This window comes from Kitasatospora sp. CB01950, from assembly GCF_001905465.1.
In the GTDB taxonomy this organism is placed as follows: domain Bacteria; phylum Actinomycetota; class Actinomycetes; order Streptomycetales; family Streptomycetaceae; genus Kitasatospora.
Window position 1 is genome coordinate 165,899 of the sequence record NZ_LISX01000007.1, and the last position, 21,756, is coordinate 187,654.

Annotated in this window: 20 protein-coding genes; 9 read left to right on the forward strand and 11 right to left on the reverse strand. The window is 72.7% G+C overall.

Annotated features, from left to right (window positions below; translation table 11 throughout):
• Nucleotides 1-3 precede the first annotated feature (3 nt).
• Nucleotides 4-978, forward strand: a complete 975-nt coding sequence (locus AMK19_RS19415) for a carbohydrate ABC transporter permease (protein WP_073813337.1) — start codon at nt 4-6, stop codon at nt 976-978.
• A complete protein-coding gene (locus AMK19_RS19420) occupies nt 975-1,823 on the forward strand; it encodes a carbohydrate ABC transporter permease (protein ID WP_073813339.1) in 849 nt (282 codons plus the stop codon). Before AMK19_RS19415 ends, AMK19_RS19420 begins: the two co-directional genes overlap by 4 nt.
• 25 nt (nt 1,824-1,848) lie before the next feature.
• Here AMK19_RS19420 and aroA read toward each other — a convergent pair whose 3' ends face one another.
• The 6 genes from aroA to AMK19_RS19450 form a co-directional block, all read right to left on the reverse strand.
• Nucleotides 1,849-3,069, reverse strand: coding sequence for a 3-phosphoshikimate 1-carboxyvinyltransferase (aroA, locus tag AMK19_RS19425; RefSeq protein ID WP_073813341.1), 1,221 nt, complete (start codon nt 3,067-3,069; stop codon nt 1,849-1,851).
• 182 nt (nt 3,070-3,251) lie between these two features.
• Nucleotides 3,252-3,647, reverse strand: coding sequence for a hypothetical protein (locus tag AMK19_RS19430; RefSeq protein ID WP_198953372.1), 396 nt, complete (start codon nt 3,645-3,647; stop codon nt 3,252-3,254).
• Between the two features lie 76 nt (nt 3,648-3,723).
• A complete protein-coding gene (locus AMK19_RS19435) occupies nt 3,724-4,779 on the reverse strand; it encodes a hydroxyacid dehydrogenase (RefSeq protein WP_198953373.1) in 1,056 nt (351 codons plus the stop codon).
• A gap of 41 nt (nt 4,780-4,820) precedes the next feature.
• On the reverse strand, nt 4,821-5,717 hold the full coding sequence (locus AMK19_RS19440) for a carbohydrate ABC transporter permease (protein ID WP_073813343.1): 897 nt from the start codon (nt 5,715-5,717) through the stop codon (nt 4,821-4,823).
• Entirely contained in the window at nt 5,714-6,730 is a 1,017-nt protein-coding gene (locus AMK19_RS19445; RefSeq protein ID WP_083647066.1) for a carbohydrate ABC transporter permease, read from the reverse strand. Before AMK19_RS19445 ends, AMK19_RS19440 begins: the two co-directional genes overlap by 4 nt.
• Complete coding sequence (locus AMK19_RS19450; RefSeq protein ID WP_073813345.1) at nt 6,730-8,085, reverse strand: ABC transporter substrate-binding protein; 1,356 nt, start codon at nt 8,083-8,085, stop codon at nt 6,730-6,732. The genes AMK19_RS19445 and AMK19_RS19450 overlap by 1 nt, the downstream gene beginning before the upstream one ends.
• 320 nt (nt 8,086-8,405) lie before the next feature.
• Here AMK19_RS19450 and AMK19_RS19455 point away from each other — a divergent pair, with 320 nt between their 5' ends.
• Both AMK19_RS19455 and AMK19_RS19460 read left to right on the forward strand, forming a co-directional pair.
• Complete coding sequence (locus tag AMK19_RS19455; protein WP_073813347.1) at nt 8,406-10,313, forward strand: DUF2264 domain-containing protein; 1,908 nt, start codon at nt 8,406-8,408, stop codon at nt 10,311-10,313.
• Between the two features lie 80 nt (nt 10,314-10,393).
• On the forward strand, nt 10,394-11,173 hold the full coding sequence (locus tag AMK19_RS19460) for a sugar phosphate isomerase/epimerase family protein (RefSeq protein WP_073813349.1): 780 nt from the start codon (nt 10,394-10,396) through the stop codon (nt 11,171-11,173).
• 93 nt (nt 11,174-11,266) lie between these two features.
• Here the strand turns inward: AMK19_RS19460 and AMK19_RS19465 are convergent, their stop codons facing one another.
• The 3 genes from AMK19_RS19465 to AMK19_RS19475 all read right to left on the reverse strand — a co-directional run bounded on the left by AMK19_RS19465 (nt 11,267) and on the right by AMK19_RS19475 (nt 13,772).
• Complete coding sequence (locus AMK19_RS19465; protein ID WP_073813351.1) at nt 11,267-11,905, reverse strand: gamma carbonic anhydrase family protein; 639 nt, start codon at nt 11,903-11,905, stop codon at nt 11,267-11,269.
• Nucleotides 11,906-11,966: 61 nt separating this feature from the next.
• Entirely contained in the window at nt 11,967-12,632 is a 666-nt protein-coding gene (locus tag AMK19_RS19470; protein WP_073813353.1) for a hypothetical protein, read from the reverse strand.
• Between the two features lie 54 nt (nt 12,633-12,686).
• Nucleotides 12,687-13,772: a substrate-binding domain-containing protein gene (locus AMK19_RS19475; protein WP_073813367.1), complete on the reverse strand. Its 1,086-nt coding sequence runs from the start codon at nt 13,770-13,772 to the stop codon at nt 12,687-12,689.
• Between the two features lie 206 nt (nt 13,773-13,978).
• Here AMK19_RS19475 and AMK19_RS19480 point away from each other — a divergent pair, with 206 nt between their 5' ends.
• Nucleotides 13,979-14,731 carry a hypothetical protein gene (locus AMK19_RS19480; protein WP_073813369.1) on the forward strand — a complete coding sequence of 251 codons (753 nt, stop codon included), beginning with the start codon at nt 13,979-13,981 and terminating at the stop codon, nt 14,729-14,731.
• A gap of 16 nt (nt 14,732-14,747) precedes the next feature.
• Here AMK19_RS19480 and AMK19_RS19485 read toward each other — a convergent pair whose 3' ends face one another.
• Complete coding sequence (locus tag AMK19_RS19485) at nt 14,748-16,358, reverse strand: ABC-F family ATP-binding cassette domain-containing protein (RefSeq protein WP_073813371.1); 1,611 nt, start codon at nt 16,356-16,358, stop codon at nt 14,748-14,750.
• A 512-nt stretch (nt 16,359-16,870) separates the two neighbouring features.
• Here AMK19_RS19485 and AMK19_RS19490 point away from each other — a divergent pair.
• The 3 genes from AMK19_RS19490 to AMK19_RS19500 all read left to right on the forward strand — a co-directional run bounded on the left by AMK19_RS19490 (nt 16,871) and on the right by AMK19_RS19500 (nt 20,113).
• Entirely contained in the window at nt 16,871-18,517 is a 1,647-nt protein-coding gene (locus tag AMK19_RS19490; protein ID WP_073813373.1) for an ABC-F family ATP-binding cassette domain-containing protein, read from the forward strand.
• A 126-nt stretch (nt 18,518-18,643) separates the two neighbouring features.
• Nucleotides 18,644-19,324, forward strand: coding sequence for a nitroreductase family protein (locus AMK19_RS19495; protein WP_073813810.1), 681 nt, complete (start codon nt 18,644-18,646; stop codon nt 19,322-19,324).
• A gap of 135 nt (nt 19,325-19,459) precedes the next feature.
• On the forward strand, nt 19,460-20,113 hold the full coding sequence (locus tag AMK19_RS19500) for a GNAT family N-acetyltransferase (RefSeq protein ID WP_083647068.1): 654 nt from the start codon (nt 19,460-19,462) through the stop codon (nt 20,111-20,113).
• 139 nt (nt 20,114-20,252) lie between these two features.
• On the opposite strand, the gene AMK19_RS19505 is transcribed toward AMK19_RS19500, so the two are convergent.
• Entirely contained in the window at nt 20,253-20,861 is a 609-nt protein-coding gene (locus tag AMK19_RS19505) for a TetR/AcrR family transcriptional regulator (protein WP_073813375.1), read from the reverse strand.
• Nucleotides 20,862-21,026: 165 nt separating this feature from the next.
• Here AMK19_RS19505 and AMK19_RS19510 point away from each other — a divergent pair, with 165 nt between their 5' ends.
• A complete protein-coding gene (locus AMK19_RS19510) occupies nt 21,027-21,659 on the forward strand; it encodes an FMN-dependent NADH-azoreductase (protein ID WP_073813377.1) in 633 nt (210 codons plus the stop codon).
• Nucleotides 21,660-21,756 lie beyond the last annotated feature (97 nt).

Sequence of the window (21,756 nt, forward strand, 5' to 3'; positions counted from 1 at the left end):
TCGATGCCTGCCACGACCGTCACCGCCCGGGCGGACCACGGGGACTCCCCGGTCCGCCCGGCGGGCGGCGCCCCCGCGAAGGGCCGCCGCCGATCCGGGCCGCTCGCCCGAATCCCCGTCCCGCTGTGGCTGCTGCTGCCGGCCGCGCTGGTGCTGATCCCGCTGTTCGGCTATCCGCTGTACCAGTTGGGCCTGCTGTCGGTGCTCAAGTTCGGCCAGCCGCAGGCGTCCGGCGGGGTGCCGACCGAGTTCGTCGGACTGTCCAACTACACGGACGTGCTGGGCGATGCGCAGTTCTGGTCGGTGCTCGGCCAGACCCTGGCGTTCGCCGCGTTCTGCGTCGTCGCCACCCTGGCCGTGGGCGCGGTGTGCGCGGTGCTGCTGACCCGGGTCGGCAAGTGGCCGCGGCTGCTGCTGATGTTCGGCGCGCTCGGCGCGTGGGCCGCGCCCGCGATGACCGGCTCCACGGTGTGGATGTTCCTGCTGGACACCAACTCCGGCCTGGTCAACGAGATCCTGGGCACCCAGGGCCACAACTGGATGTACGACAAGTGGTCGGCGTTCGCGATGGTCGCCGTGGTCGTGGTCTGGCACAGCTTCCCGTTCGTGATGATCACCCTCTACGCGGGCATCCAGGCCATCCCGGACTCCGTCCTGGAGGCCGCCCGCCTGGACGGCGCCGGCACCGCCACGATCTTCCGCAGGATCATGCTGCCGATGCTGCGGCCGCTGCTGGTGATCGTGGTCATCCAGTCGATCATCTGGGACTTCAAGGTCTTCACCCAGATCTATGTGATGACCGGGGGCGGCGGCATCGCCGGTCAGAACCTCGTCCTCAACGTGTACGCCTACCAGAAGGCGTTCGTCGCGGAGAACTACAGCCTCGGCGCGGCGATCGGCGTCCTGATGACGCTGATCCTGCTGGCCGTCACCGCCGTGTACATCCGCAGCCTGCGTCGCTCCGGGGAGGAACTGTGAAGCGTGACAACCGCGTCCTGAGGCAGGGCGCGAACGTACTGGCGATCGTGCTCGCCCTGCTGACGGTCTTCCCGCTGTACTGGATGGTGCTCTCCGCGCTCAAGCCGAAGGGCGAGATCACCTCCGCGCATCCGCGGCCCTGGACGTTCGCCCCGACGCTCGACAACTTCCGCAACGCGCTGGGGGTTTCGGGCTTCGGGCGGTACTTCCTGAACAGCATGGCGGTCGCCGTGGTCGTGGTGGTGGTCTCGGCCGCGATCGCGTTCCTCGCGGCCGTCGCGCTGTCCCGGTTCAAGTTCCGGTTCAGGACCACCATTCTGATCATGTTCCTGGTCGCGCAGATGGTCCCGGTCGAGGCGCTCACCATCCCGCTGTTCTTCCTGGTGCGCGACATCGGCACGGTCGCACCCGGCTTCGGCCTCTCCTCGCTGGGCGCGCTGATGCTGGTCAACCTGGCCTTCTCGCTGCCGTTCGCGGTCTGGATGCTGCGCGGCTTCGTCGCCGCCGTCCCCGAGTCGCTGGAGGAGGCCGCCCGGATCGACGGCGCGAGCCGCTTCACCATCCTGTGGCGCATCCTCTTCCCGCTGGTCGCGCCCGGCCTCGCGGCGACCAGCGTGTTCTCCTTCATCACCGCCTGGAACGACTTCGTGTTCGCCAAGACGCTGATCCTGGACACCGACCACCAGACCCTGCCGGCGGCCCTGATGGTGTTCTTCAAGCCGGACGAGAACGACTGGGGCGGCATCATGGCGGCCTCCACCCTGATGACCGTTCCGGTGCTGATCTTCTTCGTCCTCGTCCAGCGGCACATGGTGTCCGGCCTCGGCGGCGCGGTGAAGGACTGACCTGCCGGCCGCCGCCCGCCGCCGGCTACCCGGCCCAGGCGGCGAACGCCTCGTGGAAGCCGGGGAAGGTCTTGCGCACGCACCCGGGGTCGTCGAACGTGATCCCGGGCGTGCGCAGCCCCGTGACCGCGAACGACATGACGATCCGGTGGTCGCCGTGGGTGGCGATCTCCGCCGCCTTCGGCGTCCCGGGCCGGATCTCGATCCAGTCCCGCCCGGTCCGCACGTCGATGCCGAGCCGCCGCAGGTTCTCCGCGCAGGCGTCCAGGCGGTCGCACTCCTTGACGCGGGTGTTGTACACGTCCTCGATCCGCACCGGGCCCGAGGCGAACGGCGCGATCGCGGCGAGGGTCGGCATGGTGTCGGAGATGTCCCGCATGTTGACGGTGCCGCCGGTCAGCGCGCCGCCGGCCACCGTGGTCGCCTCCGCCCCGACCTCCACCTTCGCGCCCAGCTTCTCCAGCACCTCGACGAACCGCAGGTCGCCCTGCAACGCGTTCCGCCCCAGCCCGCGCACCGTCACCTCACGGCCCGTCACCGCGGCCGCCGCGAAGAAGTACGACGCCGTCGACGCGTCCGGCTCGATCGCGTACCGCGTCGCCGCGTAGCCGCCCGGCGGCACGTGGAAGGTGTTCCCCTCCCGCTCCACCTCGACGCCGAAGCTGCGCATCATCGCGAGCGTGATCTCGACGTACGGCGCGGAGACCAGATCCGTCACCCGGATCCGCAGCCCGTTCTCCGTCAGCGGCCCGAGCAGCAGCAACGCCGTCAGGTACTGCGAGGACAGCCCGGCGTCCAGCGTCACCTCCCCGCCCTTCACCCCGTCCGTCCGCACACTCAACGGGTGGTGGCCGTCCTCCCCGTGACACTCCACCTCAACGCCCAACTCCCGCAACGCCGTTGTCAACGGCCCCAGCGGCCGCCGCCGCATCTGCGCCGACGCGTCGAAGTGGAACGTCCCCCGCCCCGCGGCGACCAGCGCCGGCAGGAACCGCGCCGTCGTCGCCCCGTCCCGACAGAACACCCGCGCCCCGTCCACCCCCGGCCCCGCCGGCCGCCCCCCGACCCGCCACTCCCCCGCCCCGCGCGCCACCTCGTACCCCAGCGCGAGCAGCCCCTCCGCGAACCCCTCCGTATCGTCCGACACCAACGGCCGCACCAGCTCCGTCACCCCGCCCGCGGCCGCCGCCAGGAACAACGCCCGCGCGGTGACCGACTTCGAACCGGGTATCTCGACGAACGTCATGGAGGCACTCCAACAACAACGACAACAGAACCGCCCCCGATCCTGCCCTGCCACGCTTTTGCGAGACAGACCGTCTTACACCTCGGACGTCTCCCCTCACCGGACGCTTCCCCTGGATGGCCTTGAAGACGACACTGTGATGATCCATCAGGTAGTCACGGTCGCGGACGGTGGGGATCGGGCTACCGGTGCTCAGCGGTGAACCGTTCCAGAGTGGGGAAGGCGCCGGTGTCGGGCGTGCCGGACGACTCATACTGATCGAGTCCCCTCGTGAAAAGGGCGCGGCGGTACTGCCACTTGATGTGCTTGTCGTGCCGCGCGGGGTCGGTGGGCCGCATGAGGGCGAGGAAGAAGAAGCACTTGACGAGCAGGAAGTCGCCCAGGTGCTCGCTCGCCCGCTGCCCGATCAGGGGCGCGGTGGTCTCGTCGAGGGCGGCGGTGTAGGCGGCGCGCTGTTCCGGGGTGATCGTGTAGCCCTTGCCGCCGCCCTTGAACGCCACGATGTACCCCAGGACTTCGCGGCCGTCCTGCGCGATGCCGTCGAGCGTGGAGAACTCCTCGACGCCCGTTGACCGCACACGGCAGTGGGCCCCGCTGCCCCTCTTCCCGGGGCGGCGGGGCCTGCTTCCATTCGCGCTACGGAGGACTGTCGCGCTAGGCCGTGCGGGCGATCTCCTCGTGGGTGACCGGGTGGGCGAAGGGCAATCCGTCGACGTAGCGGGCGAGTTCGTCGGCGGCGGCGGCGGCCATGCGGTGGAGTTCGCCGCCGAGGGAGCCGGCGATGTGGGGGGTGAGGAGGACGTTGGGGAGGTCGTAGAGGGGGGAGTCGGCGGGGAGGGTCTCGGGGACGGTGACGTCGAGGATGGCGTCGATGCGGCCGGTGATCAGTTCGGCGGTGAGGGCGTCCTGGTCGATCAGGGAGCCGCGGGAGGTGTTGATCAGGGTCGCGCCGTCGGGCATCAGGGCGATCCGGCGGGCGTCCACCAGGTGCCTGGTCTCGGGGAGTTCGGGGGCGTGCACGCTCAACACGTCGGATCGGGCGCACAGTTCGTCCATGGAGACCAACTCGGCTCCCAGTGAGGATGCTTGAGTGGGCGTCACATACGGGTCGTGCAGCAGGAGTTCGAAGTCGTAGGGCGCGAGCAGTTCCAACACCCGCCGCCCGATCCGGGAGGCGCCGACGATGCCGACGGTGCGGCGGTAGTTGCCGGTGGCGGCGTACGCGGCCTGCCAGTCGTGGGGGGCCCGCCGGGAGCGGTAGTCGGCGGCCAGGCGCAGCACCGGCTTGTTGCTGAACAGGACGGCGGCGACGGTGAATTCGGCGACCGGCAGGGCGTTGGCCCAGGCGGCGGAGGTGATGCCGAGGCCGCGGTCCCAGCAGGCGTCGGTGATGTGGTGCTTGACGGAGCCGGCGGCGTGCAGGACGGCGCGCAGGTGGGGTGCGGCGGCCAGGACGGAGTCCGTGAGCGGGGGGCAGCCCCAGCTGCTGATGAGGACCTCGGCGGAGGCGAGGGCGGCCGCACCCTCCGGGGAGGTGAAGTCGTCGATGACCAACTCGGGGTCGAGGTCGGCGAGTTCGACCAGCCGGGCCATGGTGTCGGGGGAGATCAGCCGGGCGGCGAGGTCGCGGTGCATGGCGAGCAGGGCGCGCGGGCGGGTCCGGACAGTGGCGTCGGAGGGCGGTGCCTCGGCGGGCGCGGAGTTGGGCATGGCGGGGCTCCCCAGAAGGCGCAGTGGAAAGGAGGAGGGGTTTACTTGACGCTGCCGGCGGTCATTCCGGCCTTCCAGTGGCGCTGGAGCACCACGAAGGCGATGACCAGCGGCAGGACGGCGAGCAGCGAACCGGTGACCACCAGCGGGTAGTACTCGGGGAAGGCGTGGGTCTGGGCGTTCCAGGTGTACAGGCCGAGGCTGACCGGGAAGAGCCGGTTGTCGGAGAGCATGACCAGCGGCAGGAAGAAGTTGTTCCAGATCGCGGTGAACTGGAACAGGAAGATGGTGACGAAGCCGGGCATGACCATCTTCAGGCCGATCGACCAGAAGATCCGCAGTTCGCTCGCGCCGTCCATCCGGGCGGCCTCCAGGGTCTCGCCGGGCAGGTAGCCGGCGCAGAACACCCGGGCCAGGTACACCCCGAACGGGTTGACCAGGGAGGGCAGCAGCACCGCCCAGTAGGTGTTGACGATGTGCAGCTGGGAGGCCAGCAGGTACATCGGCAGGGCGAGCGCGGTGGTCGGCACCAGCACGCCGAGCAGCACGACGCCGAACAGCTTCTCCTTGCCGCGGAAGCTGTAGACGTGGAACGCGTAGCCGGCGCCGACGCAGATCAGCGCGCACAGCAGGGCCCCGATCCCGGCGTACAGCAGGGAGTTGAGGTACCAGCGGAAGTAGATGCCGTCGCCGGTGGTGGCCAGGTCCTGCAGGTTCTGGCCGAGGTGGAAGTTGTCGGCGCCCAGCGAGCGGCCGCCGATCAGGTCGGCGGTGTTCTTGGCGGAGGCGGTGATCAGCCAGCCGAGCGGCAGCAGGGTGTACAGGGTGGCCAGCGCCAGTGCCCCGTTGACGGCGGTCTTGGACAGCGTCCAGGGGCGGCGAGGCTTTCCGGGCTTCGCGGTGTCGGCGGCGGGGCGCACGGGGGTGAGGGTGCTCATCGGGCGGTCTCCGTCCGCTTCTCGGCCCGCTGCCGGGCCGGCTTCGAGGTCCGCTTCTCGCCGCGGTCGCGGGTGAAGCGGGTGACGACGACGGACAGCGCGGCGGCGGCCAGGGCGAGGAGCACCGAGGACGCGGCGGCCAGGCCGTAGTCGTTGCGTTCGAACGCGGCGGCGTAGGAGTACATGTTGGGGGTCCAGGTGGAGACCACGCCGGGGGCGACGTCGTGCAGGATCATCGGTTCGGTGAACAGCTGGAGCGAGCCGATCACGGTGAACAGTCCGACCATCACCACGGACGCGCGGATCAGCGGGATCTTCACGCTGAACGCGGTGCGCAGCGGCCCGGCGCCGTCGACCACGGCGGCTTCCAGCACCTCGCGCGGGATGGCCTGCAGCGCGGCGTAGAAGATCACCATGTTGTAGCCGGTCCACTCCCAGACCGCGATGTTGACGATCGCGGGCAGCGGGTGCCCGAACACGTCGACCTGGGCGCCGGCCGAGTTGAGCGCGTCGACCACGGGGCTGATGCCGGGGGTGTAGAGGTACGTCCACACCAGGGCGGCGATGATGCCGGGGACGGCGTGCGGCAGGAACAGCGCGAGCTGGAAGAACCGCTTGGCGCGGGCCAGCGCGGAGTCCAGCAGCAGGGCGACGGCCAGCGACAGGCCGAGCATCAGCGGGATGTACAGCAGGCAGTACTGGGCGGTGTTCCAGAAGCCGTCGCGGAACGCGGCGTCGCCGAGCGCCCGGGTGTAGTTGCCGATGCCGGTGAACACCTGGGTGGTGGTGCCGCCGAAGCCGAGGCCGGAGCGGCGCTCGCTGAACAGGCTGAGGTAGACGGCGTAGCCGATCGGGATCAGCGTGCACGCGGTGAACAGCACCAGGAACGGGGCGAGCAGGACGGCCGGGGCGCCGAACGGGGCCCGGCGCCTGCGGGCGCCCGCCGCAGCGGCGGAACCGCCCCGGGCGGCGGCGGAGGTGCCGCCGCCCGGGACGGGAGTGGTGCCGGACATCAGCCGGCCACCTTCAGTCCGCGGTTCTTCAGCTCGGCGAGGGTGGCCTGCTGGGCGGTGTCGACGGCGGACGGCACGGTGGTGCCCTGGCCGATCTTGCCGAAGGCGTCCTTCATCGAGCTGTTGGTGGCGCCCATGGTCGGGCCCCAGGCCCAGTTCGGCTTGATGGCCTTCGCGGCGTCCTGGTAGACCGCGTAGATGTCCTGGCCGCCGTAGAACTCGGTCTTGAACGCGGCCTTGGCGACCGGGACCAGCTCGGGGTCGGCCGGGTACGCGGAGGAGGAGCCGGAGGCGATGCGGGCCTGGATGCCCTCGGGGGTGGTGGTCGCCCAGGTGGCGAACTCGACCGCGGCCTTGGCCTTCTTGCTGTCCTTGGAGACGGCGAAGGTGGTGCCGCCGAGCATGCCGGAGGCGGGCTGTCCGTCCCAGCTCGGCATCGGGGCGACCGCCCACTTGCCGTTCTCCGACGGGTCGGTGCCGAGGGTGGACTTCAGCACGCCGCCGCCCCACGCGGCGCCGAGGTACGCGGCGGTCTCGCCCTTCTGCAGCGAGGCGGTCCACTGCTGGCTGAACGAGGGCTGGACGCGGATCAGGTCGTCGGTGATCAGGCCCTGCCAGTAGTCGGCGACCTTCTTGGTCTCGGCGCCGGCCATGTCGACCTTCCAGCTGTCGCCGCTGGTGCCGAACCACTTGGCGCCGGCCTGCCAGACCATCGCCTCGAAGGTGCTCGGGTCGTCCGGGAAGAACGTGGCGATGCGGGTGTTGGCGTCGGCGGCCTTCAGCTTGGCCGCGGCGCCCTTGAACTCGTCCCAGGTCTTCGGGACGGCGACCCCGGCCTTCTCGAAGAGGTCCTTGCGGTAGTACAGGGCCTGCGGGGAGGCGTCCAGCGGCAGCGCCCAGGTGGAGCCGCCGAGCGTGGTCAGCTCCATCGACTGCGGCAGGTACTTGCCCTTGAGGTCGGCGGAGACCAGCTTGCTGATGTCCTGCACCGCGCCCTGGCTGACGAAGTCCGGCAGCTGCGGGTACTCGACGTTGAAGATGTCGGGGGCGTTGCCGGCCTTCACCGCGTTGGAGATCTTGGCGTAGCCGCCGGCGTTGCCGGACGGGATCTCCTCGAAGGTGACCTGGATGTTCGGGTGGGAGGCGTTGAACGCCTGCACCACGTCCTTGGTGCCCTTGGCCCAGCCCCAGAACGTGATCGAGACCGGCTTGCCGTCGCTGCCCGCGTCGGAGGCCGAGGCCGACTTGTCGCCGTCGCTGCCGCACGCGGCGAGCAGGGTCACGCCCAGGACGGTGGCGGTGGCGGCGGCGGCGAGACGGAGGGCTCTGCGGCGGTGGAGAGCGGGAGAGGACATGGCACGGCTCCTGTGGGGGTCCTTGAAACGCCGGGTAGGTACCCGATCACCCGATTTGAGCAGGTCGGGCCGGGTTGATCGCTATCTTGGGACGGCCCCCGATCAGACGTCAAGGGATTGGGATCAAATGATCTGCAGTGATCAATCGCATCTGCCCTGTTGAGCGCCGTTCACCTTGAGTTTTCGGCGTTTTCCGGGAGGTCACAATCGGATCAAGGAGATCATTCGATCAGTGATCCTTGACGGCGCGATCGGGTCTTCCTAGGGTCGGCCGGTGTAGCCCCGCGCACACAGGAACGCCCACAGGAACCGAGGCCGCCATGCCGCACCCGCTCCCCCTCCCGCCGGAAGACCGCGCGCTCAGCCCGTACACCGGCTGGACCCGGGCCCACTGGGAGACCGCCGCGGACCGCCTGCTGGCCGCCGTCCGCCCGTACGCCGGGCCGGCCAACGCCCTGATCAACCTGCCCGGCACCCGGCCCAGTTGGTCCGGCCCCCGCTCCGACGGCCTGGAGGGGTACGCCCGCACCTTCCTGCTCGCCGCGATCCGGGTCGCCGGCGCGAACGGCGACGACCCCACCGGTCTGCTGGAGCGCTACGCCGAAGGCCTCGCCGCCGGCACCCGCACCCCCACCGGCGAACGCGAACTCGGCGACGGCGACCTCACCTCCTGGCTCGCCGTCACCGACCGCGGCCAGGCCATGGTGGAGGCCGCCTCCGTCGCCATCGGCCTGCGCCTGACCCGCCGCTGGCTCTGGGACCGCCTCGACCCCGCCGTCCAGGAACGCGCCGGCGCCTGGCTCGCCCAGGCCCTGCACCGGCAGCCCGTCGACAACAACTGGTGGCTGTTCCCGTTCACCGTCGGCGGCTTCCTCGCCGAGGTCGGCATCGACTCCGACGCCGCGAACGCCGCGATCGACCGCGGCCTCGAGCGCATCGACCGCTGGTATCTCGGCGACGGCTGGTACACCGACGGCCGCCCCCGCGCCATCGACCACTACAACGGCTGGGCCCTGCACCTCTACCCCGCCCTGCACGCCCACCTCGCCGCCGACCCGGCCCTCACCGACCGCTACGGGGCCCGCCTGCACGCCTACCTCGCCGACTACGCGCGGCTGTTCGACCGCACCGGCGCACCCGTCCACCAGGGCCGCTCGCTCAGCTACCGGTTCGCCGCCGCCGGCCCCGTCTGGGCCGGCGCCCTGCTCGGCACCACCCCGCTCGACCCCGGCACCACCCGGCGGATCGCCTCCGGCGCGCTGCGCTACTTCCTCGACCGCGACGCCCTCGACGAGAACGGCCTGCTCACCCTCGGCTGGCACGGCCCCTACCCGCCGATCGTCCAGCCCTACTCCGGACCCGCCTCCCCCTACTGGGCCTCCGGCGGCTTCCTCGGCCTGCTCCTGCCCCCCGACCACCCCGTCTGGACCGCCCCCGAAACCCCCTCCCCCGCCGAGAGCGCCGACGCCGTCACCCCGCTGCCCGCCCCCGGCTGGCTCGTCCAGTCCACCGCCGCCGACGGCCTGGTCCGCCTGCACAACCACGGCAGCGACGACCAGCCCGCGGACGCACCGGTGGCCGACGACCCGCTCTACTCCCGGCTCGCCCACTCCACCCGCACCGGCCCCGACACCGCCGCCGGCGACAACCACTTCGCCCTCGTGCTCGACGGCTCGCCCACCGAACGCGGCCCCATCACCCCGCTCGGCGCGGGCCGTCTCGGCGCCGCCGGCTGGGCCGCGTCCGCGCACCGCCCCCGGCACGACGGGGACGCCCTCCCCGGCGTCACCGTCACCTCCCTGACGCTCGCCCACGGACCCGACGAAGTCCGCGTCCACCGCGTCTGCGGCGCGACGCCCGGCACCGCCGTCCGCGAGGGCGGCTGGGCCGTCACCGGCGCCGCACCCGACGCCCGGGTGACCGGAGCACACGCCCTCGTCACCGGCGACGACCGCCTCCGCACCGAACTCCTCGCCCTCCACGGCTGGACCGCCGCCGCCACCGTCCCCGCCGGCACCGCCTTCGGCCCCACCGCCACCGTCCCCCACCTGCACGGCACGCTCCGCACCACCCCCACCGCGACCTTCGCCGCCGCCGCCCGCCTCACCGCCGACCCCGCTGCGCTGCCGCCGCTCACGGCCCTCGCGTTCACCCTCACCGACGACACGGTCACCGTCACCTGGCCGGACGGGACGAGCACGAGCCGCGCGCTGCCCTCGGCCGGCTGACGCCCCGCCCACTGCCCACCCGCGCCGCTCGCCCGCCCCCTCGCGGGCGGGCGGGTGGGCGCACGAACAAGGACCCCGCCGTGCCCCTCGCCTTCTCGACCCTCGGTCTCCCCGGCCACCCCCTCGACGCCGTCCTCGCCCTCGCCGCCGACCACGGCTGGCAGGGCCTGGAACTCCGCGCCGCCCCCGGCGAGCCCGTCCACACCGGCCTGACCTCCGCCGAACGCCGCGCCGCCGCACGGCAGTTCACCGCCGCGTCCGTCACCCCGCTCACCGTCGCCTCGTACGTCGGCATCGCCGAGCCCGGCCCGGACGCCCCCGTCCTCGCCGAGCTGCTCGCCCACCTCCACCTCGCCGCCGACCTGGGCGCCGCGTACGTCCGCGTCTTCCCCCGCGGCGGCGACAACCCCGCCGAGGGCACCCGCACAGCCGCCCACCGCCTGCTCCGACTCGCCGACACATCGGCCGACTTGGGCGTCACGATGCTGGTCGAGACGCACGACTCCCACCGCTCCGGGGCCGCCCTCGCCGAACTCCTCGCCGCCGCCCCGCACCCGTCCGTCGGCGCGCTCTGGGACGTCATGCACACCTGGCTGGCCGGCGAGCCCCCGGCCGACTCCTTCCGCTTCCTCGCCCCCCGCCTCGGCTACGTCCAGGTGAAGGACGTCGCCTCCCCCGCCGACCTCACCCCGCTCCCCCTCGGCGCCGGCGTCCTCCCCCTCCCGGCCTGCCTCGCCCAACTCCCCGCCGACAGCTGGATCTCCTGGGAGTACGAGGCCCCCTGGCACCCCGCCGCCGCCCCCCTCGCCCCCCGACTCGCCGCCGGCCGCGCCCACCTGACCGCCCTGCTCCCCGCCTGACCTCGCACAGCGGTACCGGGACGGTGCTGCCGACCAACCCCTGGTGCTGAACCCCGCCGGCCCGCCCTCGGAGTGGGAGACCAGCACCGCCCGTCAGGCGGACGCGGGCCGGTCGTCCAGGTGCGCGCCGAACTCGTCCACCCGGACCTCGGCGATGCGCTCGTGGCGGGCCGTCCGGTCGGTCCAGGAGGCGTCGATGCCGAAGGCCGTGTTCGCGAACCCGAGCCTGCCGATCGCCTGCGGCACGGCCGGGTCGCCGGGGGCGAGGAGCTGCACCGGGTCGCCGATGGCGAGCATGTACGGGGGGACGAAGTACTCGTCCGGCAGCACCGTCCGGGCATGGACCAGCGCGGCGACGGCCACCACCGAACCGGCCCCGACCCGGGCCTCCTGCAGCACGCTGACCGACGTGGCCAGGTACGAGGCACGCCGGACGGTGCACCCCAGCAACGTGGCATGCGGACCGACGAACACATGGTCGGCCACTCTGACCGGCTGATCGGCGGCGACGGCGGAGGCCCGCAGGACGGCGTTCTCGCACACCACCGTCGCCTCCCCGACCTCGACGTACGAGCCCTCCGCGTCCAGCACGGCCCCGTACATCACCCGCGCGCGGGGACCGATCCGGACGTCGCCGACGAGCGTGGCGGTCGGTGCGACGTAGGCGGTGGGGTGGACCTGCGGGACAGCGCCGCGGTGCTCGATCCGGATTCCCTGCGAGTGCGTGGTCATGGGCCCCGATTCTGGACGCCCGCGAGCCGGTCCGCTGGCGGGTATCGGACATCGCACGCTCCTACGGGCGACCGATCTCCGCCAGGTCCTCCGCGAGGTCCGCAAGGGTGAGTTCGGGGTTGAGGGCGGCGACCAGTTCGTCCGTCAGCGGTTCGCCGGCGAAGACCGCCCGGACGGCGGCCAGGTCGATCTCGTCCTCCAGGTACTCCTCGGCGTGGGCGTGGTACGCCTCGGGCCGGCGGTCCGTCAGCAGGGCGAACAGCTGGTCCGCGCCGTCCGGGTCGTCCCCGGCGGGGAACTCGATGGCGCCGTGCCGCCATGCGTCGTCGGCGGTCTCGCGCCACAGGCAGGCCGTCACCGCCGGAACGTCGTCCTCGTCGCTGAACGCCGGTTCGGCGACCTGCGCGGCGAACACCGCCGGGACGTCGTCGAGCACCCCGGGCCACACCGCGCGGTCCTCGCCGCCGTACGGGCTCATCTCCGTCTCGTGGGCGAACCCGCGCACGTATGCCCCGGCCGCGGTGAACACGATCGAGTACTCGTCGCCCGAGCCGTCCCGCATCGAGGCCATCTCCTCGCCCGCCTCGACGTTCCACCGCGCGTCGTAGCCGAAGTACCGGTCTCCCCACTCGGGCAGCAGGATCGCTTCCAGCACGGCCAAGGTCCGGCAGTGGTCCCGGAGTTCGGCTGGGGAAGGCAGCGCCGACGCCACCCGTTCAACAGTCATACGAGACATCCAAGCAGGTCAGACCCACAATCCCCGACCCCGGGGCCGTCGGCGTCAGGCCCCGCCGTCGCCGCCGCAGGAGGTGCGGACCTTAAGGGCGGGGAGGAGTTCGACATGGTAGGCGGGGAGGCCGGCGCCGCCGTCGAGGCGGCGGAGGAGGAGTTCGAGGGCGGCGGCGCCGACGGACTTCTTGGGCGGGGCGACGGCGGTGAGCGGGGGCGCGGCGAGGGCGGCGAAGACGTCGTCGTAGGAGATCAGGGCGACGTCCTCGGGGACGCGCAGGCCGCGGATGCGCAGCAGGGGCGGGAGTTGGATGGCGTCCTGGTCGTTGTGGACCAGGACGGCGCGGACGCCGTCGGCGGTGGCCTCGGCGATCTGCTGCGCGACCCATTCGGGGTCGGGGATGTTGGTGGGCGCGCCGGGGCGGTGCATGTCGATGACGGGGCGGGTGCGCAGGCCGAGCAGCGGGACGGCTTCGGCGTAACCGGTGCGGACCTGGTGGGCCGTCCAGGTGTCGGCGCGGGCGGCGAGCAGCACGGTGTCGTGGCCGAGGCCGGCGAGGTGCCGCAGGGCGAGCAGGACGCCGTGGCGGTGGTCGGAGCCGACGGCGTCGAGTTCGGCGGCGGCGCTGCCAGGGTCGGCCTTGCGTTCCACCAGGACGGCGGGGACGGGGAGTTCGGCCAGCCAGTGCTGGTCGCCGGGGTGGTGGGGCGGGTCGCCGGGCTGCCAGTTGGGGGTGAGCAGCAGGCCGTCGACGCCGGATTCGAGGAGTCGTTCGACCTGGGCGCGGTCGTCGCGGGCCTCGTAGGCGGCGATGCCGAGGACCAGTCGGGCGCCGGCGGCGGTGGCGGCGGCGCGGGCGCCGGCGATCACTTCGTCGAAGTAGGAGCCGACGGTGGGGACGAGCATGCCGATGACCCGGTCGTGGCGGCCGGGGCGGGCGTTCGCGCCGCTGTCGGGGAGGGCCACGGAGCCGTGCGAGCGGGCGAGTTCGCCGGCGTCGGCGAGGGCGGCGACGTCCCGGCGGACGGTGACCGCGGGGATGCCGAGGCGGGTGGCCAGGTCGACCACCCGGACGGTGCCGAGGTCGCGCACGACCTGCAGAATCCGTGCCCGGCGTTCGTCTGCCGTGACGGTCATGGCGTCCTCTCCTGGTGCGGGCCGCGGCCCCGATCGGGTCGCGGTGGCAGTCGCGGCGCCGGTCGGCACCACTCCTGTTCGATCAATTTTTATCATTCGATCGGCATTCGATCGAAAGGTCTGAAGTTATTGACTCGATCACATGGTCAACCTACGGTGCGGACTCGGGCGCCCCATCCGACCCTCCATTCTCGGGAGTCCCCACGATGCTCCTGCACCGTTCCCTCCGGCGTGCCCTGCCACTGGCATGGGCCGCCGCCGCCCTCCTGACCCCCGCGCTTCCGGCGGGCACGGCGAGCGCCGCCTCCGGCACGGCGTGGTACCTGGACTGTTCGGCCCCGACCGACGGCTCGGGCAGCCAGGCCGGTCCGTGGAACAGCCTCGCCTCCGCCAATGCGCACCTCTTCCGGCCCGGTGACCAGTTGCTGCTCAAGCGCGGCGCGACCTGCACCGGCACCCTGCAGCCGCAGGGATCCGGTACGGCAGGCGCGCCGATCATCCTGGCGGGCTACGGTACCGGCACCGCCCGCCCGGTGGTGGCCGGTGACCCGGCGAGCAGCCGGAACGCGGCCGTCCACCTCTTCAACGTGGAGCAGTGGGAGATCCGCGACCTGGAGATCACCTTCCGGGACACCGCCGCGACCAAGCGGGAGCGCAACGGCCTGCTGGTGGAGATCGCCGACCTGCCGAGCGGCGTCGGCACCCACTACCTGGTGGACGACGTGTACGTGCACGACGGCTTCGAGGCCGGGACGCTCGCCCCGTGGACGTACTACGGCGGCGTGCAGCTGGACACCGCCGGCTCCAGCAACCGCGCGGCCTTCACCACGACCGACTGGAGCCAGGGCACGGCCGTCTTCACCACCGGCCCGACCGCTGCCACCGCGCGCATCTACTGCTATGCGCGCAGCGGCAGCGGCTACGGCTGGTGCGACGACGTGACCGTCACCAAGGCCTGACGCCCCGCGCAGCGGCTCAGCGCGGATCCACCGCGTGGAGCTCACCCCCGTCCCACTCCAGCCAGCGGGTGATGCCGATCTCCCGCAGGAACGGGTAGTCGTGGCTGGCGACGATCAGCGTGCCCCGGTAGCCCGCGAGGGCCTGCGTGAGCTGGCGGACGCTGGCCAGATCCAGGTTGTTGGTCGGCTCGTCGAGCAGCAGCAGCTGCGGCGGCGGGTCGGCCAGCAGCAGAGCGGCCAGCGTGGCCCGGAAGCGCTCGCCGCCGGAGAGCGTGCCGGCGGGCTGGTCGGCCCGCGCGCCGCGGAACAGGAACCGGGCCAGCCGGGCCCGGACGTCGTTGTCCGTGGCGGCCGGGGCGTACGCCTTGACGTTCCGGAAGACGGTGGCGTCGTCGTCCAGCACGTCGAGGCGCTGCGGCAGGTACCGCAGCGGCACCGGCGTGGTGATCATGCCCTCGGCGGGGGCGAGTTCGCCCGCGACGGTGCGCAGCAGCGTGGTCTTGCCGGAGCCGTTGCGGCCGATCAGGGCGACCCGTTCGGGGCCGCGCAGCTCCAGGTCGACCACCCCGCCGTGGGCGAGGCGGACGCGTTCGAGCTGCAGGACGCTGCGCCCGGCGGGGACGGCGGTACGGGGCAGGTCGATGCGGATCTCCGCGTCGTCCCGCACCGCCTCCTCGGCGGCGGCGAGCCGTTCCTTGGCCTCGTTGAGGCGTTCGGTGTGCATGCCGCGCAGCCGGCCGGCGGTCTCCTCGCCCTTGCCCTGGAGCTTGTCGGCGAGGGCCTTGGGGTCGTTGCGCCGCACCGAGCGGGCCTTGCCGTAGGCCGCGGACCTGGCGAGCCGCTGGGTGGCCTCGACCAGATCCCGCTTCTGGCGTTTCACGTCGGCCCCGGCGTTGCGGACCGTCCGTTCGGCGTTCTCCTGCTCGGCCGCCAGGGCCTCCTGGTAGGCGCTGAAGTTGCCGCCGTACCAGGTGACTTCGCCGTCCCGCAGGTCGGCGATCTGGTCGACCCGGTCGAGCAGCTCCCGGTCGTGGCTGACCAGCAGCAGCACGCCCGGGAAGGCGGCCACCGCGTCGTACAGCCGGGCCCGGGCCTGGGCGTCCAGGTTGTTGGTCGGCTCGTCGAGCAGCAGGACGTCCGGTCGGCGCAGCAGCAGGGCGGCGAGGTGCAGCAGGACGGCCTGGCCGCCGGAGAGTTCGCCGGTGGTGCGGTCGAGGTGCAGCTCCGCCAGGCCGAGGCGGTCGAGGGTGGCGCGGGCGCGCTCCTCGACGTCCCAGTCGTCGCCGATGGCGGCGAAGTGCCGTTCGTCGACGTCTCCCGACTCGATGGCGTGCAGGGCTTCGCGCTGGGCGCGGATGCCGAGCGTCTCGTCCACCCGCCGGCCGGAGGCGACCGTCAGGTCCTGTGGCAGGTAGCCGAGTTCGCCGGCGATCCGGACGGTGCCGGAGGCCGGGGCGAGCTCGCCGGCGATCAGCCGCAGCAGGGTGGACTTGCCGGAGCCGTTCAGGCCGACCAGCCCCGTCCGGCCGGGGCCGACCGCGAGGTGGAAACCGCTCAGCACGGGGCGGCCGTCGGGCCATTCGAAGCCGAGGTCGGTGCAGAGGATCGAGGTGGTGGGTTGCGCCATGGAGGGCCTCCGGTGGTTGCCGTGGAAAAGGGGACAACACGGGGAGACACCGAGGACGCGGCTGCGAGAAGGGCCGTCACGGGAAAGCAGAAACCCGCACGGGAGCCATGGATCGCTGCCCTGCCGAGGTCGCACTCGCGCCCGCACGCCGAGAAACCCGGGAACAACACGGGTGTGGCGTGGCGCGGTGTCTCATGACCTCAGACAAGCAACGGCCTTCTCCAGACATGCGGGAATGTGACGCCTCCGAGCCTACGCAGCGCCCACCCGGCGGTGCAACGGAATTAAGTCCCGAGCCGGCCGGCCGGTGCTGTCGGCGGCTCCCGCCATGCCGGCGGGCATGCACGAGGACGAGTTCCGGCAGCTGATCGAGGAGTGCCGGGGCGTACCGGCGGCCGACCGGCGAGGAGTGGGACCGCGGCACCACCCACAGTGACGAGTCGTACTCCAAGGCCGAGGGGTGGGCCGGCCCGGCCGGGAGCACTTCGGCCGCCGTCTAAAATCGACTCATCATGACTGCCACTCTCGTCGTCAAGGACCTCGCCGCCGGCCACGGTGAGCGCACGCTGTTTGCCGGGCTGGACCTGGTCGTCGCCCCCGGGGACGTGATCGGACTGGTCGGGGTGAACGGCGCGGGCAAGTCCACCCTGCTGCGGCTGCTGGCCGGGCTGGACGCGCCGGAGGGCGGCAGCCTGAAGCTGAGCCCGCCGACCGCGAACGTCGGCCACCTGCCGCAGGAGCCGGAGCGCCGCGAGGGCGAGTCGGTGCGCGACTTCCTGGCCCGCCGGACGGGCGTCGCGGCGGCGCAGGCGGCGCTGGACGAGGCGACCGAGGGCCTGGTGGAGGGCCGGTCGGGCGCGGACGACGAGTACGCGGCGAGCCTGGACCGCTGGCTGGACCTGGGCGGCGCCGACCTGGAGGAGCGGGCCGAGGAGGTCGCCGGCCAGCTGGGCCTGAAGGTCTCGCTGGACCTGCCGATGACGGCGCTTTCCGGCGGCCAGGCGGCCCGCGCGGGCCTGGCCTCGCTGCTGCTGTCCCGCTACGACGTGTTCCTGCTGGACGAGCCCACCAACGACCTGGACCTGGACGGCCTGGAGCGCCTGGAGGCGTTCGTCAAGGGCCTGCGCGCGGGCACCGTGCTGATCAGCCACGACCGCGAGTTCCTGGCCCGCACCGTCACCCGCGTCCTCGAACTGGACCTGCACCAGAACCAGGTGAACGTGTACGGCGGCGGCTACGAGTCGTACCTGGAGGAGCGGGCGATCTCCCGCCGGCACGCCCGCGAGCAGTACGAGGAGTTCGCGGACACCAAGTCCGGCCTGGAGGCGCGCGCCCAGATGCAGCGCAACTGGCTGGAGCACGGCGTGCGCAACGCCCGCCGCAAGGGCGGCGACAACGACAAGAAGGCCCGTGCGCAGCGCTCCGAGTCGACCGAGAAGCAGGCCGCGAAGGCCCGCCAGACGCAGCGGATGATCGAGCGGCTGGACGTGGTGGAGGAGCCCCGCAAGGAGTGGGACCTGCGGATGGAGATCGCCGCCGCGCCGCGCTCCGGTTCGGTGGTGGCGACGCTCCGTCAGGCCGTCGTCAAGCGCGGGGAGTTCGCGTTCGGCCCGGTGGACCTGCAGATCGACTGGGCGGACCGGGTCGCGATCACCGGCGCGAACGGCGCGGGCAAGTCGACGCTGCTGGCGGCGCTGCTGGGCCGGCTGGAGCTGGACTCGGGCAGCGCGGCGCTCGGTTCGGGCGTGCAGATCGGCGAGGTCGAGCAGGCCCGCGGCCACCTGTTCGGCGGCGACGCGGAGCGTCCGCTGCTGGAGGCGTTCTCCGCGGCGGTGCCGGACCTCAACCCGGAGGACGTGCGCACCCTGCTGGCCAAGTTCGGCCTGAAGGCGGTGCACGTGCTGCGCCCGGCCGCGACGCTGTCGCCGGGCGAGCGGACCAGGGCGGCGCTGGCGCTGCTGCAGGCCCGCGGGGTGAACCTGCTGGTGCTGGACGAGCCGACCAACCACCTGGACCTGCCCGCGATCGAGCAGTTGGAGTCGGCGCTCGCCTCCTACACCGGCACCCTGCTGCTGGTCACCCACGACCGGCGGATGCTGGACACGGTGAAGGTGAACCGCCGGCTGGTGGTCGCGGACGGCCGGGTCACCGAGGCCTGACCACGCGGTCGGCGCGTGCGGACAGGCACCGCGGCAGGCACTCGCACGCACGGGCGCAAGCACCGGCAAGTACTGGCAAGGGCCGAGTCTTCCGCTGCGCGCCCGTCATGTGCTGTGCTGTCGGCCATGGTTGACAGTGCATCCACCACCGAAGCGCCGTCCTTGCCGACGGTGCCGCTGCGTCCGATGAGCGTGCCCGCCGATGAGGCGGCGGACCGCTGCCGGGCCTTCCACGAGGTGATGGCTCAGCGCCGCACCGTCCGCGACTACTCGACCCGGCCGCTGCCCGAGGGCGTGCTGGAGACGGCGGTCCGGACGGCGGCGACCGCGCCGAGCGGGGCGCACGTGCAGCCGTGGCGGTTCGTGGTGGTGACCGATCCGGGGCGCAAGCGGCGGCTGCGGGAGGCCGCCGAGGCGGAGGAGCGGGAGTTCTACGGGCACCGGGCGTCCGAGGAGTGGTTGGCGGCGCTGGCCCCGATCGGCACCGACTGGCGCAAGCCGTTCCTGGAGGACGCGCCGGCGGTGATCGTGGTGTTCGAGGTGCACAAGGGCCCCAACTCGCCGCGTCCGTACTACACGAAGGAGAGCGTCGGGATCGCCGTCGGCCTGCTGCTGGCCTCGCTGCACCAGGCGGGCCTGGCCACGCTGACGCACACGCCGAGCCCGATGCGCTTCCTGAACGAGATCTGCGAGCGCCCGCAGGAGGAACGCGCCGCGTACGTGATCCCGGTGGGCTACCCGGCGGACGACGCCCGGGTACCGGATCTGGAGCGCAAGCCGCTGGACGAGGTGCTGGTGCGGCTCTGACCGCCGCCGGGCGGCGTGCGGGACGGGAGGCGCTCCGGCGCGTGCGACCCCGCCCCGGCCCGGTCGGTGAACGAGCCGTGAGGGTACGGAATATCCGCTGGTGGGAGCGGTCGGGCATGGCCCATACTCCCGATCATGAGCCACTCCTCCGACGCACCTGACACCGGTACGCCCGACTCCGCCACACGCGACGCCGGCACACCCGACGCCGGCACACCCGACAACGTGGAGCGTCCGCTGACCCCGGGCCGACCGCCCGAGCTGCTGCCGGTCGGCGGCGGCGCGCATCTGCGCCGCCGTCGGCCGGCCGACGCCGCCGCGCTGAACGACGCGGTGATCGCCAACCTCGACCACCTGCGCCCGTACATGCCGTGGGCCGCCAACGCGCCGACGCTGCCGGAGAGCCAGCAGCTCTCGGTGCGCGGCGAGCAGGTCTGGGACGAGGGCACGGACTTCATGTACCTGCTCGGGCTGGACGCCGATCCGGCCGTCGTGATCGGCGGGTTCGGCCTGCACGGCCGGATCGGCCCGGGCGCGCTGGAGATCGGCTACTGGGTGCACCGCGAGCACACCGGCCGCGGCCTGGCCACCGCCGCCGCCCGCGCGCTCACCGAGGCCGCGCTGGCACTGCCGGGCATCACCCGGGCGGAGATCCACTGCGACGAGTCGAACGCCGCGAGCGCCGCCGTGCCGCGCAAGCTCGGCTACACGCTGGACCGGATCGACGACGAGAAGCCGACCGCCCCGGCCGAGACCGGCCGCAAGATGATCTGGGTGACCGGTTCCTGACGACCGCTCGCCAGGAACGACGGGGACGGACGGCGGCCGTCCCCGTTTTTGCTGCCCGAAGCCCGGAAGACCCTGGAGGGCCTGGAGGGCCTGGAGCCCGTGAAGGGCCCGAAAACCCTGGAGACCCGAAAGGGCCCGCTCAGCGGCGGGCGAGCCGCTCGATCAGGGTCTGCCAGCCGTCGGCGAGCAGCGTGCCGAGGTCTCCCTCGCACCGCCCGGACGCGGGCCGTTCCATCGCCATGACCACCAGCGGGGGCCCTTCGAGCGCGCTGGTGAGCTGGAACGCGAGGGTGTCCGGATCGGCCAGCCCGAGCCCGGCCTGCTTGAGCAGCATCCGGATGTGCGGCTGGGTGAAGACCGGCGCGGCGCTGGCGACGGGCCCCTTGCGTTCGACGGCGGCGCGCGCGATGTCCTGCCGCTCCAGCAGGAAGAACGTCCGCTCGCGGCCGTAGGCGATCAGCCGGTCGATCGGGTCGGCGCCGGGGCCGAGCGGCGGCGGCCCGGACATCACCTGGGCCTGGAAGCAGTGCTCCTCGGCGTCCAGCAGGGCGCGGAAGATGCCGGCCCTGGTGCCGAAACGGCGGAAGACGGTGCCCTTGCCGAGTCCGGCGCGTTCGGCGAGTCCGTCCATGGTGACCCGGTCGACGCCGGCTTCGGCGATCATCGCGCGGGCCGTGCAGAGCAGGGCCTCACGGTTGCGGGCCGCGTCCGCGCGCTCGACGGGGGGTTTGCCGAAGGGGACGTCCATGGCTGCCAATTTACCTTCCGACCGAAACGGGGTAAAGTCCGGTTCGTCGAAGCGGGGTAAAGTCCGCTTCGGTCGAGTGCGGTGCCCACCGGGCCGCACCCGCCGCCCTGCCGTGCCCCTGCGGCCGCCGCTTCCCCGGCGGGCCGGAATCCGAGGAGACCCGCCATGCACCTGTTCCGTCTGGACGCCAGCATCCTTGGCCCCAACTCGACCAGCTCCGAACTGGCCGACACCGCCCACGCCGAGTGGGAGGCCGCCCACCCGCAGGGCACCGTCACCCGCCGCCACGTGGGCGCCGACCCGCTGCCCGGCGACGTCTGGACGCACGCCACCCTGGCCGCGTTCACCCCCGAGGACCGGCGGAGCGACGAGCAGCGCGCCGGCGCCGCGCTCGGTGCCGAGCTCGCCGAGGAGCTGCGCGCCGCCGACGCCGCGATCATCGCCGTGCCGCTGTACAACTGGGGCGTCTCGCAGCACTTCAAGACCTGGGTCGACGTGGTCATCGCCGGCGCCGGCCCGACCGACCAGCTGCTCAAGGACAAGCCGGTCCTGCTGGTCACCTCGCTCGGCGGCGGCTTCGCCCCCGGCACCCCGCGCGAGGGCTGGGACCACTCCACCCCGTACGTGGAGCGCATCCTGCGCGACGTCTGGGGCGCCGACCTGACCGTCGTCCGCCGCGAGCTGACCCTCGCCGCCAGCAACCCGGCGATGGAGAGCCTGCGCGACCTGGCCGCCGAGTACCACACCCAGGCCCTCGACGCCGCCCGCGCCGCCGGCAAGAACCTGGTCCGCGCCTGATCCGAACACCGCCGCGCCGGTGGGCAGTTCCGCCCACCGGCGCGCGGCCGTGCGACCACCCGGTCGAGCCCCGCCGAGCCCCGCCGCAGGGCCGCCG

Coding starts and splice junctions, on each gene's coding strand:
- AMK19_RS19415 (WP_073813337.1), top strand. CDS start 4: ATGCCTGCCACGACCGTCACCGCCCGGGCGGACCACGGGGACTCCCCG.
- aroA (WP_073813341.1), bottom strand. CDS start 3,069: ATGACGTTCGTCGAGATACCCGGTTCGAAGTCGGTCACCGCGCGGGCG.
- AMK19_RS19435 (WP_198953373.1), bottom strand. CDS start 4,779: ATGCCCAACTCCGCGCCCGCCGAGGCACCGCCCTCCGACGCCACTGTC.
- AMK19_RS19440 (WP_073813343.1), bottom strand. CDS start 5,717: ATGAGCACCCTCACCCCCGTGCGCCCCGCCGCCGACACCGCGAAGCCC.
- AMK19_RS19445 (WP_083647066.1), bottom strand. CDS start 6,730: ATGTCCGGCACCACTCCCGTCCCGGGCGGCGGCACCTCCGCCGCCGCC.
- AMK19_RS19450 (WP_073813345.1), bottom strand. CDS start 8,085: ATGTCCTCTCCCGCTCTCCACCGCCGCAGAGCCCTCCGTCTCGCCGCC.
- AMK19_RS19455 (WP_073813347.1), top strand. CDS start 8,406: ATGCCGCACCCGCTCCCCCTCCCGCCGGAAGACCGCGCGCTCAGCCCG.
- AMK19_RS19465 (WP_073813351.1), bottom strand. CDS start 11,905: ATGACCACGCACTCGCAGGGAATCCGGATCGAGCACCGCGGCGCTGTC.
- AMK19_RS19470 (WP_073813353.1), bottom strand. CDS start 12,632: ATGACTGTTGAACGGGTGGCGTCGGCGCTGCCTTCCCCAGCCGAACTC.
- AMK19_RS19475 (WP_073813367.1), bottom strand. CDS start 13,772: ATGACCGTCACGGCAGACGAACGCCGGGCACGGATTCTGCAGGTCGTG.
- AMK19_RS19480 (WP_073813369.1), top strand. CDS start 13,979: ATGCTCCTGCACCGTTCCCTCCGGCGTGCCCTGCCACTGGCATGGGCC.
- AMK19_RS19485 (WP_073813371.1), bottom strand. CDS start 16,358: ATGGCGCAACCCACCACCTCGATCCTCTGCACCGACCTCGGCTTCGAA.
- AMK19_RS19490 (WP_073813373.1), top strand. CDS start 16,871: ATGACTGCCACTCTCGTCGTCAAGGACCTCGCCGCCGGCCACGGTGAG.
- AMK19_RS19495 (WP_073813810.1), top strand. CDS start 18,644: ATGGTTGACAGTGCATCCACCACCGAAGCGCCGTCCTTGCCGACGGTG.
- AMK19_RS19500 (WP_083647068.1), top strand. CDS start 19,460: ATGAGCCACTCCTCCGACGCACCTGACACCGGTACGCCCGACTCCGCC.
- AMK19_RS19505 (WP_073813375.1), bottom strand. CDS start 20,861: ATGGACGTCCCCTTCGGCAAACCCCCCGTCGAGCGCGCGGACGCGGCC.
- AMK19_RS19510 (WP_073813377.1), top strand. CDS start 21,027: ATGCACCTGTTCCGTCTGGACGCCAGCATCCTTGGCCCCAACTCGACC.